Here is a 14,564-nt window from a genome sequence, read left to right on the forward strand (position 1 = left end):
TAATCTTGTAATATTAAGGTATTGGGCGCCAACCTATGCAATCAATAGGATAACTGCCCGTTCCAGAGAAAAACTCTAAACAGGTGGATATCTCACTTTTAAAGTATAAATCACGTTCAAGGTCATTAGCGCTGTGCAAACTAAGTTCATGCATTATATGCCAAAATACACGTTCTCTAGCATTATTGGGCGTTTCGTCACTCACCTGAAGTAAAGTCCATTCTGCCATGGTGTTTTCGACAAATTTATCAAGCTCAGTGTAGTGCAGAGAATGATTAATAACAGCGGTAATATAGGCCCTAATTTGTGTGATTTTTTCATTGATAAACTGCTCAATTATCATGATGTTCCTTTTTCGAAATCTAGCTAATAAGCTAGCTTAGCTCTGGTATGAAATTCTGCTATATACTCGGGTATATAAGAGTGTTGCTCGCCTTGTAATATTTTTTGATGCTGTTTAGTTATCGTAGATAAAATTCAAATTGTCAACGTTGACCTGTTGTTCAATGGTGACTTATAGGGGGGTGTTAAAAGGCGATTTAGTAACCAAAAGACTATTTGGAAAGTGTGTTTTATACCAAGGTAATGTTATTCATCATCTATTTTATTATTAAGAGGGCGTTGATAAAAACCAATCAGCCCAGTATATAATGAATCAATTTCGGATAAGGGCTTTAGATGGCAGGCAATAAAATGGCCTTGATTAACATGATAGGTTCAATAGGCACATCTTCCCAGCCCATTTCGCCATTATAATCTGTTTTCACTAAGGCCATGGCATCTACCACTGCTTGACCTTCCACGATGGCACCAAAAACCGCATAACCCCAATGTCTGCCGGGGTCTAAACTGCTATTATCTGCCACGTTGAAAAAAAATTGTCTATTTGCGGTATGAGGACGGTTCTCTTTTGCCATGGCAATCGTGCCTATGACATTTTTTAAACCATTGCCTGACTCATTTATGATGGTGTTATCCACTTTTTTAAGTTCAAAGTTTTGGCTATAGCCTCCGCCTTGAACAATAAATTCAGGCACAATACGATGAAAAATAGTGTTGTTGTATTCGCCTCTAACCACATAGGTTAAAAAATTATCGACAGTAATAGGAGCGCGTATTCTATCAAGCTCTACAATAATGGTGCCCATTGAGGTTTCTAATTTAACTCGTGGGAATAAATTATCAGGATCAATGGCTAAATTCTTGGCACTACAGGTGAATGAAAGTAATAATAATATCACTGAAAAAATTTTCATTATGGCTCTCTCGACATCCGGTTATTAAGTTATTGTGCTATTGAATAAACTGCTGCAACTCTTCGCTTTGCACTATTTGGCTTAATAATTTTGTCAGTTGTTGGTTAAAATCGCGCTCTAATACCGCAAGGTCTGCTTTTAGAGGGCCATTGCTGGTACCGGTAATTTTAAATGTTTTTGTTAAAGTGTTTTTGCCATTATTGACAACCACACGAAAACTCATTTGATTACTGGCGCTATATTTTAACAATTGTTGTTGCACACTAACCAAGGCATTATCGATAATAACGTCCACTTGATTAACGGCTAGCGGCTGTATTTGTAGACCATTAGCTATTAATGCTGGGGTAAGTGTTGTAGATACAATATCAACTATGCGCTGTTGAGGTGAATATAACTGTGTGGCCTCGCCAGCACGTAAAATTTGCACGACATGGTTTGAGCGGCGCAAATCACTAAAGCGTAATTGCACTTGCTTTTGTTGGAAGGCATCACTGCTACCTACATTGATTTCAGGGCTGACAATAACCTGCTTTATTGGCGCACTACAGGCAAATAACAAGCTAGTAGCGCTTAAAAGTAGCAACTTTATTATACTTGATTTCATCTTATATCCTTTAGAATTAAAGTGACAAAATTAACGTTTTATTGCTGAAATAGTGACAAACTTTTCGTTACTGGCAATCAACTTTTCATTGCCAAAAATACGTTGTAATTTTATATGATAACCCAGTTGACGGTTGCCAATAATGCGTAACTCACCCCCTTTTTTCAATACCCGGTGGCTGTCTTTAAACATCTGCCACGCGATATGATCTGTGGTGGCGGTTTGTTGATGAAATGGCGGGTTACATAATACAAGATCAACACTGCCGCCCTCAACACTGGTTAAGCAATCGTTGACTAGAAAATGGCACTGTTCAATAGCTGAGGGTAAGTTTGCAGTCATATTTAATTTTGCTGATGCGATCGCCATGTAAGACTCATCGATAAAGTGCACTTGCGCTGCGGGCTGCTTTGATAATACCTGTAAGCCAATAACACCATTACCACAACCTAGGTCGATAACCTCAGTGTTTGCAGCAACATTGGGTAAATTTTCCATAAAATAACGCGCGCCAATATCGAGTTTTTCTCGAGCATAAACGTTGGCGTGATTATGTAGGATAAAATCGGTGTTTTCTAATGGCCATGAGGTTGGAAAAACCGCCGATAATGCTTTGTCATTATCGAGTTGACTAAAAACTAGGCGGGCTTTTTTTACCGCTAATGATGTTGTTGTTGTGCCTAAGTAATTTTCAAACAATTTAAGTGTCGAACTGTGAATTTCCTTAGCGCGATCGCAGGCGATAAAAATAGCATCTTTACTCAGCTGCTGTTTTATTTTGCTCAGTTGTTGGCAAAGTAGGCCTTTGCTTTTTGGAATTTTATAAAGCACGATGTTAATATCGCTAGGTAAATCATCTAGGCTGCTCAGCAGGGTGATATTTTCGTCTGATAAACCATTTTGCTCTAGATTAAGTTCAATACCTTGATGACTTAAAAATGAGTCACTAACACAATACAACTGCTGCCCAGTTAAGTTGCAGCTTATAGCGCCAAAACTATCATTGAAAATAAGAATGTTTTGTTTTGAGCTAGTTAATAGTTGTTGCTCTACGTAACTAATTATATATTCATCAGCGGCGTCCCATGCTTGCAAGCTTCGATTGACTTGGCCGGTTGGAAAACGATCGAGAAAAAGGTTTTTGTCATTGAGAATAAAAGGGCTGATCATAGTGATAAATACTTGGTTGGCGTTACTGATATTGTGACAAAATTTATCACTACGAGCTAGTTAATTGCGGATTTTATCGAGATAATTGCGTTAAATAAGACAAACTCATCATTAAAACATCATAAGGAAGCTATTGGTTTGAAAATACTATCTCCTGATGCTGATATAGATTATATCGAAAACTTTTATGCTGCAGATAAAGCACAACTGTTTTTTCACCAACTTGAGCAAAAGTTAGCTTGGCGCCATGATGATATTAAAATGTTTGGCAAAGTGATGAAAATACCAAGATTACAAGCTTGGTATGGTGATAATAATCTCAGTTACCGTTATTCAAATATGACCTTGATAGCCCAACCTTGGACCGAAAGTTTACGGGCACTGAAAGCAAAAGTTAGCGACTATTGTGACCATGAGTTTAATGCGGTATTAGCAAATTTATACCGTAATCAAGATGACAGTGTCGGCTGGCATAGTGATGATGAGCCTGAATTAGGTCTAATGCCAACTATCGCTTCGTTATCTTTTGGCGCAGAACGTGAATTTCAACTTAAACATATTATCACTAAAGAAAAAATAAACATTATGCTTAGGCCGGGTAGCTTACTGATTATGCGAGGAAATACACAAAAATACTGGCAACACTGCCTACCTAAAAGAAGTAAAGAAATAGCGCCACGTATCAACCTGACCTTTCGAAAGATATGTCTCTAAGGTTTATTTTGGCAATTTTCAAAAAACTTAACTAGTAAGAATAATAGTTAAAATAACGCTGTCAGTCGTCTAGATAGATGGCATAATTATCAGTAACGACTAAAATTAAAACTGATCCATTAGCCGATCAACCTTAGGGAAAATATTATGACAATCGAAGCTATTATTGAAGAAAAACTACTTGCTGCTTTTTCACCCCTTCATCTCGATGTAATTAATGAAAGTCATATGCATAATGTTGCACCGGGTAGCGAGTCGCACTTTAAAGTGATTATTGTTTCAGATGAATTTGAAGGCGAACGTTTGATTAAGCGCCATCGCGCCATTAACACATTATTAGCGACAGAGCTTGCAGATAAAATACATGCACTTGCCCTACATACTTATACTGAACAAGAGTGGAAAAACTATTACGCTGAGAACACACCTTTATCACCTAAATGCTTAGGCGGTAGCAAAAAAACAGGATAAATTATCCGCGTATCTCTGGTAAATAGCTCGCTATTATCTTTTGCACCGTTAATGTCATATTAACGGTGTTTTTATGTACAGGATGTACGGTATGCAGCGGTCACATGGATGTGAAAGAGCAGCGATGTACAGGACTTAGGGTATGCAGCGATCACATAGCAGTTCATAGCCATCTAGGTAATCGCTCTATTGAGTGGTTTATAGCTATGTAAGGCTATGGCTCCACGGCATTAGTAGAACCATGAATGTCGATATTAAAGATCTTTGCTGTGTAAGCTATACAATGAGTAGCTTCCGAATTTTATCAGGCCGCAGACTAGTATTAATCATCAATATGGCATGAGCCAGGCACTGGCTTAGCGTTTTTAGTTAGCCAACAAGCTTTTGCTGCTTTGCCTGTTGATTTACATAGTATTATTGAAGTGGCTGTTAATGCGGTAAATGAATCAACCTTAGCAGAAGCCCGTAAAAATATGGCATTAAAAGCCCTGATTAAAGCGCATAATGTGCAATTACGTCAAATGCCTGCTGAAGTTATGTTAGCATTAAAATAGCATAAGAACGCCTTGATTAAAGAACAGGTTAAAGCAGATAAATATTTTGCCCGCGTATGGCAGTCATAAAGTGAATTTTTAGCATCTATGCGAGCGTATAATAAATTAACCTTGCAAGCTTATGACCAAAATCGCTGATTTTTTAACAATGTTGTCGGCTTTTGTCGAATATTATCGTTGGTTGTAGTCAAGTATTGTCTAGCATGACTGAGTTTCACCACTGGTCGCATCTCTTAAGAGGTCAAGCCAGAGTAAACTAGTCGGAAAATTGTTTGTAGACAGTAAATTAAGCTTAATTAATTTTAATTAAGCATTTTTCAAACTCAAATTGTTACTTTGAATAACCCCGTATCACGATACTACTTGGTGTTGTATGTTATTGGGATTTTGAAGTGACACTAAGAAGGTATAGTTATGGTTATTAAGCCAAAAATTCGTGGTTTTATTTGTACTAATGCTCATCCTGCCGGTTGTGCAGCGCATGTTAACGAGCAAATTGCTTATGTAAAAAGTCAGCCTCAAGCCGATGATAAGCCTAAGAACGTATTAGTTATTGGTGCATCAACAGGTTACGGCTTGTCATCTCGAATCACAGCGGCTTTTGGTAATGACGCTAAAACATTAGGTATTTTCTTTGAAAAGCCACCAACAGAAAGAAAAACCGCATCAGCGGGTTGGTATAATACGGCTGCTTTTCAAGCGGCGGCTGACCAAGCAGGCCTGTGGTCAAAAAATATCAATGGCGATGCTTTTTCTCATGAAATTAAAGCAAAAGCTATTGCCGCTATAAAAGCAGAATTAGGTGAAATTGACCTGATTGTATACAGCTTAGCGTCGCCACGTCGTACGGATCCGGATACGGGTGAAGTCTATTCATCAGCACTTAAACCTATTGGTCAAAGTGTTACGACGAAAAACTTAAATACCTCTAAACGTACGATTGATACAATGTCAGTGGATGCGGCTACAGAAGCAGAAATTCAAGGCACTATCGACGTTATGGGTGGCGCTGATTGGGAGCTTTGGATTAAGGCTCTCGGCGATGCGGGTGTACTGGCTAAGGGTTTTAAAACCGTTGCTTATACCTATATTGGTAAAGAATTAACTTGGCCGATATACGGACATGCCACTATTGGTCGTGCAAAAGAAGATTTAGATCGTGCGTCAACAGCAATAAAAGCGACAACAGCTAATATTAAGGGCGAAGCTTATGTTACGTCACTTAATGCCGTGGTAACACAAGCCAGTTCGGCAATTCCTATTATGCCATTATATATTTCAGCCATGTTTAAAGTGATGAAAGCTGATGGCACTTACGAAGGTTGTATTGAGCAAATTCAAGGCTTGTTTAGAGAAAATATATACGGCAAAAACCCTATTATTGATGAAGCTGGGCGTTTGCGTCAAAATAACAAAGAACTTGAAGACAGCGTGCAAAAACGTGTCACTGATATTTGGAATACGGTTGATAGCGACACCATTGATGAGTTAACCGATTATCTTGGTTATCATCAAGAGTTTTTGAAGTTATTTGGTTTTGACTTAACTGGCGTCGATTATAACGCAGATATTAATCCAGAATTGGCGATCAATAACCTGTTGTAATTTGTTGCAAATTACATGAAACATCACACTGAAAGTCATACAGGCTAGTGCATGATAAATGAGTAACCTAATCTCTGTGATTAAAAAAACCGACAATTTGTCGGTTTTTTTATGTTGATTAGGCGTTATTTATGCTTTATAACTTTGCTTGTTTAGCACTTTATTGCAGAGAATAATGAGTCAATTTTTAACTGGAATTGATGCTGTATCGTAGTAAATTTCTACTAAAAAATGATATTTCGTTCTAATATTAGCCGAATTAGAGATTATTCGACTAAATTGTTATTTTTTGTGCTGCTTAAGATAGAATCAAAATGTGGTTTTGTGCTAGAATCGCGCCAGAAATTTTAACTAGAGCCAGTGAACCTTGATTTATCAAAAATAAATTAAGACTTTGCTGAAATACACTGAAATCAGTCGTTTTGTTAATTGTCTGCGCTCATTGTTGTGATGTTTTGCAACAGAAAGTGCGGTTAAATAGCTCAAAAATTGATTTTGATTACTCCCATCAAAAGTAGTGCAAGTGTTTATGATTACAATAAAAAAAGGTCTGGATGTTCCTGTAGTAGGTACCCCCCAGCAGGTAATCCATGATGGTCCGTCCATCAAAACTGTTGCAACATTAGGTGAAGAGTTCGTGGGTATGCGCCCAACCATGTTTGTTAAGGTTGGAGAAAGCGTTAAAAAAGGTCAGGCACTTTTTGAAGATAAAAAGAATCCTGGCGTTAAATTCACAGCTCAAGCTTCAGGTGTTGTTAAAGAAATTAATCGTGGCGAAAAGCGCGTATTGCAATCAGTTGTCATCGAAATTGGTGGCAGTGAGCAAGAAACGTTTACTTGTTATGCAGCTAACGAACTCAACTCTATTGCACGTGAAGATGTTGTTGCAAACCTAGTTAACTCAGGTTTGTGGACGGCATTACGTACACGTCCATTTAGTAAAGTTCCTGCGGTAGATGCCAAGCCTGTTGCCATATTTGTTAGCGCTATGGATACTAATCCATTGGCCGCCAATCCAGCACTCATTATTGCTGAGCAAAGTGCCGCATTTGCCAACGGTTTAACTGTGCTTGCGCGCTTAACTGACGGTGAAGTTTTTGTCAGCAAAGCGCCAGGTAGTGATATTGCGGTTAATTCATCGGCTATTGTCAATGAATTTGCTGGAAAACATCCTGCGGGTCTAGTTGGCACACATATGCATTTCTTGAAGCCTGTTAGTGCTGATAAAGTTGCATGGCATGCTGGCTATCAAGATGTAATCGCGATTGGTAACTTGTTTACTTCTGGTGAGTTAGACAGTAGTCGTATTATTTCTTTAGCCGGTCCTGCTGCAAAGAACCCTCGCTTGGTTCGTACCGTATTAGGTGCAAATGTTGCAGAAATTATTGCTAATGAAACACTTGATGGTGAGTTACGTGTCGTTTCGGGTTCATTGTTATTAGGCGCAATTGCCTCAGGCGTTAAAGGTTACTTAGGTCGCTATCACACGCAAATCTGTCTGATCCTTGAAGGTAGAGAAAAAGAGTTTATTGGTTATATGTACCCGGGACCTAATAAATTCTCAGTAACGCGTGCGTACATGTCACACTTCTTCCCTAAGAAGTTGTTCAACATGACGACTACAACCAATGGCAGTTCTCGAGCTATGGTGCCTATTGGTAATTTCGAACGTGTTATGCCGTTAGATATTTTACCGACATTGTTATTGCGTGATTTATGTGCCGGTGATACCGACAGAGCGCAACAGCTTGGTGCTTTAGAGCTTGATGAAGAAGATTTAGCCTTGTGTACGTTTGTTTGCCCAGGCAAAACAGATTACGGCGTGATCCTTCGTGATTGCCTAACCACAATTGAGAAGGAAGGTTAGTCATGGGCTTGAAAAAGTTTATTGAAGATATTGAACCGCAATTTGAAAAAGGCGGTAAATTTGAAACTTGGTATGCGCTTTACGAAGCGGTCGCAACAGGGCTATTTACGCCTGGCCAAGTGAACAAAGGTCAAACTCACATTCGTGACAGTATGGATCTTAAACGTATTATGATCACAGTATGGCTAGCGGTTTTTCCTGCTATGTTCTGGGGTATGTACAACATTGGTTTCCAAGCGGCTGACGCATTAGCGGCCGGTTACGCTTTACCTGATAATTGGCAAGTCGGTTTGTTTGAAATGCTGGGCGGTAGCTTATCTGTAGAATCTGGTTGGTTCAGCATGATGTGTTACGGCGCTGTGTTCTTCTTACCTATCTATGCCACAGTGTTTGTTGTCGGTGGTTTTTGGGAAGTGTTGTTCGCCTCAGTGCGCAAACATGAAGTTAACGAAGGTTTCTTTGTTAGTTCAGTGCTTTTCGCTTTGATCTTACCGGCAACTATTCCACTATGGCAAGCCGCCATAGGTATTACTTTTGGTATTGTTATTGCCAAAGAAATATTTGGTGGTACAGGTAAAAACTTCTTAAATCCAGCATTAGCCGGTCGTGCGTTTTTATACTTTGCTTATCCAACGGATATCTCAGGTGGCTCTGTGTGGGTTGCTGTTGATGGTTACTCGGGTGCAACAACGCTAAGTGCAGCAAGCCAAGGGCTAAACGATTATACCATTGGTACTGATTGGTGGAATGCTTTCTTAGGCTATATCCCAGGCTCTGTTGGCGAGGTTTCCACAGTCATGGTTTTGCTTGGTGGTGCTTATATACTTTATAAAGGTATTGCCTCATGGCGCATCGTCTTAGGTGTGTTTACCGGTATGGTGTTAACGTCAATGCTATTTAATAGCATCGGTAGTGATACCAATGCTATGTTTGCTATGCCTTGGTATTGGCACCTTGTCAGTGGTGGTTTTGCTTTTGGTATGATGTTTATGGCAACAGACCCAGTAACCGCTGCATTTACCAATAAAGGTAAATATTGGTACGGGGCAATGATTGGTCTGATGGTGGTACTGATACGTGTGGTTAACCCAGCATTCCCAGAAGGTATTATGTTAGCTATTTTATTCGCTAACTTGTTTGCTCCACTACTTGATTATTTTATGGCTCAAGAAAATATCAAACGGAGGCTTGCTCGTAATGTCTGATACTAAAAAGAAAGAAACTTTCGGCGGAACTGTTGGTTTCGTATTTATAATTTGTTTAGTTTGTGCTGCCCTAGTATCGATTGCTGCAGTTGGTTTAAAACCCTTACAAACCGCCAATAAATTGCTTGATAAGCAAACTAAGATCCTTGAAGCATCTGGTTTATTAGCGATAGCGCTTAAAGCAGAAAATATTAAAGCTTTGGGTGGTGAATCTGAAAGTATTGTTGATACGTATGAAAAGTATGTTGATGCCAAGATGATTAGCTTAGCAACAGGTAAAGTCATTGAAGGTAATGTTAAAACCTTTGATGAACGTGCTGATGCGCGTGATATCAGTAAAAGCTCAATACCTGAAAATGATATTGCTGGTATCAATCGTCAAGCTGATCATGCCGTGGTTTATTTGATTAAAGATGAACAAGGTAAGGTATCAACGATAGTATTGCCTATTGTTGGCTCTGGCTTATGGGATCTAATGTACGGCTTTATTGGTTTAGAGTCTGATTTAAATACCGTTAAAAGTCTTATCTACTCTGAGCTAAAAGAAACGCCGGGCTTAGGTGCTGAAGTACTTAACCCTAAATGGAAAGCTTTGTGGCCAGGTAAGGAAATGTTTGACGAACAAGGCAACATAGCGATTCAAATTGTTAAAGGTGGTGCTAAAGCTGGCAATATTCACGGCGTAGATGCCTTGTCTGGTGCTACCTTGACCAGTAATGGTGTTGAGAATACATTGCATTTTTGGTTAGGCAAAGAGGGCTATGGTCCATTTATTACTAACTACCGCGCTGGAGGATTGAACTAATGGCTACTGATACTAAAAAAGTATTATTTGGACCTGTTATTGATAATAACCCGATCGCCTTGCAAGTGCTGGGTGTTTGTTCTGCACTGGCCGTTACAAGCTCATTAGCGAATGCGTTGGTTATGACGCTTGCCGTCATGCTAGTAACAGGCTTTTCAAATTTATTTATTTCACTGATTCGTCATCAAATACCATCCAGTGTTCGTATCATAGTACAGATGGTGATTATTGCTTCACTGGTTATTTTGGTTGACCAAGTGTTAAAAGCGTTTTCTTATCAGCTATCAAAAGAGTTGTCGGTATTTATCGGACTGATCATTACTAACTGTATTGTGATGGGCCGTGCTGAAGCTTTTGCGATGAAAGAAAAGCCAGGGGTTAGCTTTTTAGATGGTATCGGTAATGGTTTAGGTTACGGTGCAGTGTTGATGGTTGTTGCTTTTTTCCGTGAACTATTTGGTTTTGGTGAACTATTTGGTTATGAAGTGTTTACTTTGGTGCAAAACAACGGTTGGTACCAAGGTAATGGCTTATTAGTTTTACCCTTTAGCTCATTCTTCATTATCGGTTTAATTATCTGGGCAATTCGCCAGTTCAGGCCAGAACAAGTAGAGAAGGATTAAGTCGTTATGGAACATTATTTAAGTATATTTGTTAAGGCTATATTTATTGAAAATTTGGCATTAACCTTCTTCCTCGGTATGTGTACATTCTTAGCGGTTTCTAAGAATGTTAGCACGGCGATAGGTCTAGGTGTTGCAGTTGTTGTAGTATTAGGCATTGCAGTACCTGTTAACCAAATCATTTATCAAGCGATTTTAGCGCCAGGTGCGTTAGATAGCGTCATGGGTGTTACCGAGGCAAAAGACTCTATAGATTTAAGCTTTTTGTCTTTTATTACCTTTATTGGTGTGATTGCGGCCTTAGTGCAGATTCTTGAAATGGTATTAGATAAATACTTTCCTGCGCTATACCAAGCGCTGGGTGTTTTCTTACCCTTGATTACTGTTAACTGTGCCATCTTTGGTGGTGTGTCATTTATGGTAGCAAAAAACTTAACCTTAGGTGAAAGTGTTGTTTACGGCATTGGCTCAGGTGTAGGTTGGATGTTAGCAATAGTATTAATGGCGGGTATTCGTGAAAAGATGAAATACTCGGACGTACCTGATGGCTTAAAAGGTCTAGGTATTACGTTTATTTCTGCAGGATTGATGGCCTTTGGCTTTCTTTCTTTCGGTGGTATTTCACTTTAGGTTTATGTTGGTTTTAGCGAGCACTTACTTGCGAGTAAATGACTTAGCTAAAACCCTTAGAGAAAATTAAAGGAAAGTCGATGGAAATTATTATTCTCGGCGTATCGATGTTCACTGTGATAGTGCTAGCCTTAGTAGTGGTAATTTTACTTGCCAAATCTAAGTTAGTTTCTTCAGGTGACGTTACGATTAGCATTAATGGTGACCCAGAAAAGTCGGTAGTAACTCCGGCTGGTGGTAAGCTTTTAGGCGCACTTGCTGACCAAGGTATTTTTATACCTTCAGCTTGTGGTGGCGGTGGTACTTGTGGCCAGTGTCGTGTAGAAATACATTCAGGTGGTGGTGATTTACTACCCACTGAATCAGGCCATATCAATAAGCGTGAAGCAAAAGAAGGTTGTCGTTTAGCCTGTCAAGTGGCTGTTAAGCAAGATATGGATATTGTGCTTGAAGATGAAATCTTTGGTGTTCAGCAATGGGAATGTGAAGTTATCTCTAACGATAACCAAGCAACTTTTATTAAAGAACTTAAGTTACAAATTCCAAATGGTGAGTCTGTACCTTTCCGCGCGGGTGGTTATATTCAAATTGAAGCACCTGTTCACCACGTAAAATACAGCGATTTTGATATCGATGAACAATACAAAGGTGACTGGAATCATTTTGGCTTTTTTGATGTAGAATCAAAAGTTGATGAGCCGACGTTACGTGCTTATTCAATGGCGAACTATCCAGAAGAAGAAGGCATTATCATGCTGAACGTGCGTATTGCTACGCCACCTCCAGGGCGTTTACATTTACCAGCAGGTAAAATGTCGTCTTATATCTTCAGCTTAAAAGCGGGCGATAAAGTGACTATTTCAGGTCCATTTGGTGAGTTCTTTGCCAAAGAAGGCGAAAGTGAAATGGTCTTTATTGGCGGTGGTGCAGGTATGGCGCCTATGCGTTCACATATCTTCGATCAACTTAAGCGTTTACATACTAAACGTAAAATATCGTTTTGGTATGGTGCTCGTTCTAAGCGTGAAATGTTCTATGAAGATGATTATAACGGCCTTGCAGCTGAAAATGACAACTTCATTTGGCATGTGGCGTTATCTGATCCACAACCCGAAGATAACTGGGATGGCATGACAGGTTTTATTCATAACGTATTACATGAAAACTACTTGAAAGACCATGAAGCGCCAGAAGATTGTGAGTACTACATGTGTGGTCCTCCAATGATGAACGCTGCCGTTATTCATATGTTGAAAGATCTGGGTGTTGAAGATGAAAACATCATGTTAGATGATTTCGGTGGCTAATTAAGCTCGCGAATTCATTAAGTGAAAAGGCGGCCTAGGTCGCCTTTTTAATACCTATTAGCTTTTAACTTTATCACTGAATTTATTTAGCTAAAGCAAGCTGTTTTTTTCACCAATTACGCACTTTGCTTTAGCTAAACAAACTTTTATTAAGGATATTGTGATGCAATATATTTTTAACCTAACCAAGCACAAATTAGCCGCTAAATTATGGCTAATAACAACCATGTTAGTTGTGTTAGGCGGCTGTTCACCTAGTAACGACCTTGCTCGTCAAGAATATTTGTTGCAAGGTAATACGATGGGCACCACCTATAATATTAAACTGGTGGGTCAGAACATAGACGCAGTTAAAATCCAGCAAGGTATTGATAAAAAGTTAAAACAACTCAATCAGGAAATGTCGACTTATATTTCAGATTCCGAATTATCAACATTTAATCAATCAAAGTCACTTTCGCCAGTTAATATCTCTGCAGGTTTAGCTCGGGTAATTAAAGAAGCTATGCGCTTAGGAGAGCTAAGTAATGGTGCGCTTGATGTAACGGTAGGACCATTAGTTAACTTATGGGGTTTCGGGCCAGAATATCGTCCTGAAACCATACCAAATAATGAATTATTAACGGCCACCAAAGCGCGAGTGGGTTTAGATAAGTTAGCATTTAAAAACGGCATGTTAAGTAAAAGTATTCCCGATCTTTATGTTGATTTGTCAACCATTGCCAAAGGTTATGGCGTTGATTTAGTCGCTGAGTTCGTCGAGGCGAATGGTATCAATAACTACCTTGTTGAAATTGGTGGAGAGATGCGTCTTAAAGGTTTTAAACATACCGGTGAACTTTGGCATGTTGCGATTGAAAAGCCTTTAAGTACTGAACGTGCTGTTCATCAAATTATTGTGCCAAAAGATAACGCGGTTGCTACATCAGGTGACTACCGCATTTATTTTGAAGCTGAAGGCCAACGATTTTCGCATATCATAGACCCAAAAACTGGCAAGCCGATTAATCATAAACTGGTTTCTGTGACGGTAATTCATCCATCATCGATGACTGCTGACGGTTTATCTACGGCCATGATGGTGATGGGTGAAGAAAAAGCGCTGGCGTTTGCAGAGGCTAATGATCTTGCGGTTTACATTATTGAGAAAACTGATCATGGCTTTGTCGAGCAAAGCACGGTAAAATTCATGCAGTACCTCAAGTAGGTTTGCAGGGGTTTATTTACGTTACTGACGTTATTCTCGTTATTTAAAAGTTATTTTTATAATCAACTTATTAAAGTTTTATCAAATAGGTAGGCACTCATTATGGTTATTTTTTTAATCACCTTATGTTTTTTTCTCGTTATTGTTATGGCAATGGCAGTAGGTTATATATTTCAGAACAAAACGCTTGCCGGTAGTTGTGGTGGTCTAGCGAACGTTGGTATTGATAAGTCATGCAACTGTGACGATCCTTGTGAAAAGCGCCAAGAACGTGATCGAGTAGCGGCATTAACCATTGGCGACATCAGCGTGAAAAATATTTAGGCTGTTGGCGTAAATAAAATTTTATGGCACTGTGTTATCAAAACCTGCAGTTTACATCAGATAATTTTTAAACAAAGGTGAGCTTAGCTCACCTTTTTCTGTTTAGGTTGAGCAATATAACTTGAGCCATTGAGCCATTGATGCTTTTAGCCATCGAAGTTTCTTTGGCATTAGCAGACCTTTATAGCTCGATGTCAAAGAACGCGATGCTTAGTTAAC

General features: G+C 39.2%; 16 protein-coding genes. 12 read left to right on the top strand and 4 right to left on the bottom strand.

Annotated elements, in window-relative coordinates; all coding sequences use genetic code 11:
- Nucleotides 1–13 precede the first annotated feature (13 nt).
- The 4 genes from H4J65_RS03265 to H4J65_RS03280 all read right to left on the bottom strand — a co-directional run bounded on the left by H4J65_RS03265 (nucleotide 14) and on the right by H4J65_RS03280 (nucleotide 3,033).
- Nucleotides 14–343 carry a hypothetical protein gene (locus tag H4J65_RS03265; RefSeq protein WP_182135103.1) on the bottom strand — a complete coding sequence of 110 codons (330 nt, stop codon included), beginning with the start codon at nucleotides 341–343 and terminating at the stop codon, nucleotides 14–16.
- A gap of 331 nt (nucleotides 344–674) precedes the next feature.
- Nucleotides 675–1,256 (bottom strand): peptidylprolyl isomerase, encoded by a 582-nt coding sequence (locus H4J65_RS03270; RefSeq protein WP_182195443.1) that lies wholly within the window; start codon nucleotides 1,254–1,256, stop codon nucleotides 675–677.
- Between the two features lie 37 nt (nucleotides 1,257–1,293).
- Nucleotides 1,294–1,863, bottom strand: a complete 570-nt coding sequence (locus H4J65_RS03275) for a YajG family lipoprotein (RefSeq protein WP_182195446.1) — start codon at nucleotides 1,861–1,863, stop codon at nucleotides 1,294–1,296.
- A gap of 30 nt (nucleotides 1,864–1,893) precedes the next feature.
- On the bottom strand, nucleotides 1,894–3,033 hold the full coding sequence (locus H4J65_RS03280) for a methyltransferase (protein ID WP_182195449.1): 1,140 nt from the start codon (nucleotides 3,031–3,033) through the stop codon (nucleotides 1,894–1,896).
- A 138-nt stretch (nucleotides 3,034–3,171) separates the two neighbouring features.
- Here H4J65_RS03280 and H4J65_RS03285 point away from each other — a divergent pair, with 138 nt between their 5' ends.
- The 12 genes from H4J65_RS03285 to nqrM all read left to right on the top strand — a co-directional run bounded on the left by H4J65_RS03285 (nucleotide 3,172) and on the right by nqrM (nucleotide 14,345).
- Nucleotides 3,172–3,747 carry an alpha-ketoglutarate-dependent dioxygenase AlkB gene (locus H4J65_RS03285; protein WP_220460872.1) on the top strand — a complete coding sequence of 192 codons (576 nt, stop codon included), beginning with the start codon at nucleotides 3,172–3,174 and terminating at the stop codon, nucleotides 3,745–3,747.
- Between the two features lie 147 nt (nucleotides 3,748–3,894).
- Entirely contained in the window at nucleotides 3,895–4,218 is a 324-nt protein-coding gene (locus H4J65_RS03290; RefSeq protein WP_182135097.1) for a BolA family transcriptional regulator, read from the top strand.
- A 332-nt stretch (nucleotides 4,219–4,550) separates the two neighbouring features.
- Complete coding sequence (locus H4J65_RS03295; protein ID WP_182195618.1) at nucleotides 4,551–4,772, top strand: hypothetical protein; 222 nt, start codon at nucleotides 4,551–4,553, stop codon at nucleotides 4,770–4,772.
- 414 nt (nucleotides 4,773–5,186) lie between these two features.
- Nucleotides 5,187–6,377 carry an enoyl-ACP reductase FabV gene (gene fabV, locus H4J65_RS03300; RefSeq protein ID WP_182184411.1) on the top strand — a complete coding sequence of 397 codons (1,191 nt, stop codon included), beginning with the start codon at nucleotides 5,187–5,189 and terminating at the stop codon, nucleotides 6,375–6,377.
- A gap of 529 nt (nucleotides 6,378–6,906) precedes the next feature.
- A complete protein-coding gene (locus tag H4J65_RS03305; RefSeq protein WP_182195452.1) occupies nucleotides 6,907–8,244 on the top strand; it encodes a Na(+)-translocating NADH-quinone reductase subunit A in 1,338 nt (445 codons plus the stop codon).
- Between the two features lie 2 nt (nucleotides 8,245–8,246).
- A complete protein-coding gene (locus H4J65_RS03310) occupies nucleotides 8,247–9,449 on the top strand; it encodes an NADH:ubiquinone reductase (Na(+)-transporting) subunit B (RefSeq protein ID WP_182135091.1) in 1,203 nt (400 codons plus the stop codon).
- The gene (locus H4J65_RS03315) at nucleotides 9,442–10,254 is read left to right on the top strand and encodes a Na(+)-translocating NADH-quinone reductase subunit C (RefSeq protein WP_182135089.1); all 813 of its coding nucleotides are present in this window, start codon (nucleotides 9,442–9,444) and stop codon (nucleotides 10,252–10,254) included. The genes H4J65_RS03310 and H4J65_RS03315 overlap by 8 nt, the downstream gene beginning before the upstream one ends.
- The gene (locus H4J65_RS03320; protein ID WP_182135087.1) at nucleotides 10,254–10,877 is read left to right on the top strand and encodes an NADH:ubiquinone reductase (Na(+)-transporting) subunit D; all 624 of its coding nucleotides are present in this window, start codon (nucleotides 10,254–10,256) and stop codon (nucleotides 10,875–10,877) included. Before H4J65_RS03315 ends, H4J65_RS03320 begins: the two co-directional genes overlap by 1 nt.
- Before the next feature lie 6 nt (nucleotides 10,878–10,883).
- The gene (gene nqrE, locus H4J65_RS03325) at nucleotides 10,884–11,507 is read left to right on the top strand and encodes an NADH:ubiquinone reductase (Na(+)-transporting) subunit E (RefSeq protein WP_182135085.1); all 624 of its coding nucleotides are present in this window, start codon (nucleotides 10,884–10,886) and stop codon (nucleotides 11,505–11,507) included.
- An 80-nt stretch (nucleotides 11,508–11,587) separates the two neighbouring features.
- The gene (gene nqrF / locus H4J65_RS03330; RefSeq protein WP_182135083.1) at nucleotides 11,588–12,814 is read left to right on the top strand and encodes an NADH:ubiquinone reductase (Na(+)-transporting) subunit F; all 1,227 of its coding nucleotides are present in this window, start codon (nucleotides 11,588–11,590) and stop codon (nucleotides 12,812–12,814) included.
- 163 nt (nucleotides 12,815–12,977) lie between these two features.
- Nucleotides 12,978–14,021 (top strand): FAD:protein FMN transferase, encoded by a 1,044-nt coding sequence (locus tag H4J65_RS03335; RefSeq protein ID WP_182195469.1) that lies wholly within the window; start codon nucleotides 12,978–12,980, stop codon nucleotides 14,019–14,021.
- Nucleotides 14,022–14,123: 102 nt separating this feature from the next.
- Nucleotides 14,124–14,345, top strand: coding sequence for a (Na+)-NQR maturation NqrM (gene nqrM, locus H4J65_RS03340; protein WP_182135079.1), 222 nt, complete (start codon nucleotides 14,124–14,126; stop codon nucleotides 14,343–14,345).
- Nucleotides 14,346–14,564: the final 219 nt, after the last annotated feature.

Origin of the sequence: Colwellia sp. MB02u-9 (assembly GCF_014077085.1) — a bacterium.
Lineage (GTDB): Bacteria > Pseudomonadota > Gammaproteobacteria > Enterobacterales > Alteromonadaceae > Cognaticolwellia.